The 2,810-nt window shown below is 71.7% G+C and carries 2 protein-coding genes and 1 pseudogene; 1 reads left to right on the top strand and 2 read right to left on the bottom strand.

The annotated features are described in order from the left end of the window. Positions 1–585: pseudogene (locus AWC30_RS08900) on the top strand (DNA polymerase III subunit gamma/tau); the annotation flags it as partial. Positions 586–591: 6 nt separating this feature from the next. Here AWC30_RS08900 and AWC30_RS08895 read toward each other — a convergent pair. Both AWC30_RS08895 and AWC30_RS08890 read right to left on the bottom strand, forming a co-directional pair. Beyond that, positions 592–1,623, bottom strand: a complete 1,032-nt coding sequence (locus tag AWC30_RS08895; RefSeq protein ID WP_085109846.1) for an ABC transporter ATP-binding protein — start codon at positions 1,621–1,623, stop codon at positions 592–594. 2 nt (positions 1,624–1,625) lie between these two features. Next, positions 1,626–2,675 carry an ABC transporter permease gene (locus tag AWC30_RS08890; RefSeq protein ID WP_085109845.1) on the bottom strand — a complete coding sequence of 350 codons (1,050 nt, stop codon included), beginning with the start codon at positions 2,673–2,675 and terminating at the stop codon, positions 1,626–1,628. Between the last annotated feature and the right edge of the window lie 135 nt (positions 2,676–2,810).

Genomic DNA, 2,810 nt, shown 5'->3' with positions numbered 1-2,810 from the left:
GGGACTGCCCCGGCTCCCGCGCCCGAGCCGACACCCGAGCCGGTCCCCGAGCCGACGCCGCCCCCCGCGCCCGAACCAGCCCCGGCACCGCCCGCGCCGCGGACCGAACCGGCTGGGCAGCCCGGCCAACCCGATGTCGCCGCGGTGCGCTCGATGTGGACCACGGTGCGCGAGAAGGTGCGCCAGCGCAGCCGCACCACCGAGGTGATGTTGGCCGGTGCCACGGTCCGCGCCGTCGACGGCACCACCTTGGTGCTCGCCCACGAATCCGAACCGCTGGCCAAACGGCTCTGCGAGCAGCGCAACACCGACGTGATCGCCGAGGCCCTCAAGGACGCGTTGGGGGTCGACTGGCGGGTGCGATGCGAATACGGGGTCTCCGACCCGGTCGAGGCGGCGCCGCCGGTCGACCCGCGCGCGGAGCAGCGCGCCGCCGAGCGACAGGCGGCCCAGCGCGCCGAAGAGGACAGCATGATCGCCGAGGCCGGCCAGGCCGACCCGGACACCCCGCGGGTCGACCCGGAGGAGGCGGCGCTGCAGTTGCTGCAGAGTGAGCTCGGCGCCCGGCCCATCGACCCGCAGTAGCGCCGCTCACCCGTCCGACCGGGCGTCCTCGCCGTCCTCGTCGCCGTCCATCTCATCGATCTCGCGGTGCTCGATGAGGTCGCGGACCCCGGCGTTGCCCAACCGCTCGCGAAACGCCTGCACCGTGTAGGCGGTCAGGGTCGCCTCGGTGCTGGCACGCACGGTCGCCGAACGCGGCATCGCGAACAGCGGCCCGATCTCACCGAAGTACTCCCCGGCGGTGACCGTCGTGATCGGTTCCTCGCCGCCGTCGGCCAGTTCCCGCACCACCTCGAGCTCGCCGTCCTCGACGACGTAGATCAGGTCGCCGACGGTGCCCTGCTCGAACAGCACCTCCCCGGCGGTCAGCGTGACCGGCTCGGGTGGCCGGTCCAGCCCGGTGAAGTGCGGCACCAGCTCCACCACCCGGTCGGCCAACGGCAGGATGCGGGTGTCGTGGGTGGCCACGACCACCACCCGCTCGCCGCCGGCCAGTTCCCGGATCAGCCGCAGCACCGACTCCACCTGGATGAAATCGAGGTGCGCGGTCGGCTCGTCGGCGAGGATCAGCGGCGGGTCCAAGGCGATCGCGCGGGCCACCGCCACCCGCTGCTGCTGACCGCCGGACAGATCGCCCGGACGGTGCTCGGCCCGGTCGCCGAGGCCCACCCGCTCCAGCAACTCGGCGGCCCGGCGCCGCGCCGCCCGCCACGGCATGCCCGAGGCGCGCAGCGGCACGATCACGTTCTCCAACGCGGTGAGGCTCGCCACCAGGTTGAACGCCTGGAACACGATCCCGACCGACTCCTGCCGGTAGCGGGCCAGCCCGCGGCGGTTCAGCGCGGTGACGTCGGTGTCGCCGAACTCGATGCGCCCCGAGGTGGGGCTGAGAATCCCGCCCAGACACGACAGCAGGGTGGTCTTGCCGCACCCGCTCGGGCCGAGCAGGATCACCAGTGAGCCCGCGCCGACCTCCAGGTCCAGCCCGTCGATGGGCCGCACCGTGTAGCCGGCGCTGGCGTACTCGACCACCAGGTCTTTGATGCGCAGATCACCCATGGTCACGGCCCCCCGAACGCCAACGCCGGGTCGATGCGCACCGTGCGGCGCAGGCCCGCTCCGGTGGCCAACAGCCCGATGACCACCGCCGCCACCGGCAGCAGGGTGTAGGCCGACGCGGGCACCAGCACCCGCATCGGGAACAGTGGGCCGAGCACCTGCGCGAGCAACCCGCCCAGCAGCGCCGCCACCACCGCGACGATCACCGCCTGCAACGCCAGGCCGCTCAGCACCGAGCGGGTCGGCACACCGATCGCCTTGAACACGGCGAAGTCGCGGGTGCGCTCCAGCACCGACAGATAGATCAGCGATCCGACGATGAGCACCGCCACCAGCCACAGCAAGACCGCCATGTACGACATGGCGGTGTAGGCGCCGTGCAGCGGGCGCACCATGTCATCGACCGCGCCGGCACGGTCGATCAGCCGGTAGCCGTCGGGCAGGTGCTGCGGATCGCCCACCACCGCGACCGAGGAGATCAGCGGCTGCCCGGAGAACAGCAGCCGCTGGGCACCGATGACGGTCATGAAGACGTTGGCCTGCCCGGCCAGGGCGGTGGAGTTGTCGACCAATCCGACGATCTGCAGCCGCCGCGAGTTGATCTCCAGCGTGTCACCGACCGCGCGGCCGAGCGTGGTCGAGACCGCGGCTTCGCCGGGCAAGGTCGGCACCCTCCCGGACTGCATCTGCGGCATGCCGGGTCCTCGGTCCGGCGCACCGAACACGTTGACGTTCTGCGGGCCGTGCCGGTCCTGCAGGATCGCCGCGGCGTAGACCAGCGGGGTCGCCGACTCCACCCCCGGCACCCGGGCGATCACCCCGACGTCGGTCTGGGCGAAGCGTCCGGATCCCAGAAACGGGCCTACCGAACCGGACTTGATCACGAACTTCTCCACGCCCATCGCATCGACACTGCGCTGGGCCTCGGCGCTGAAACCGTTGGCCAGGCCGGTCAGGATCAGCGTCATCGCGAAGACCGTCGCGGTGCCGACGATCGCGATGACGAACCGTCGCCTGCGCCACTGCAGGTCCCGCAACGCGGCGATCAGCATCGCCGTCTCTCCGGTCGCATCTCACCGACCGTACCGGCCGCGCCACGATCACGAAGGGGGGACTGGTGCACGATCGGGTGACAGTGTCGGTGTCATGCCGCTGAGGCGGCTGTGTTGATGATCGTCTCGTATTGG

Source organism: Mycolicibacillus trivialis (assembly GCF_002102395.1).
In the GTDB taxonomy this organism is placed as follows: domain Bacteria; phylum Actinomycetota; class Actinomycetes; order Mycobacteriales; family Mycobacteriaceae; genus Mycobacterium; species Mycobacterium triviale.
This window is presented reverse-complemented; position numbering and strand designations above follow the sequence as displayed.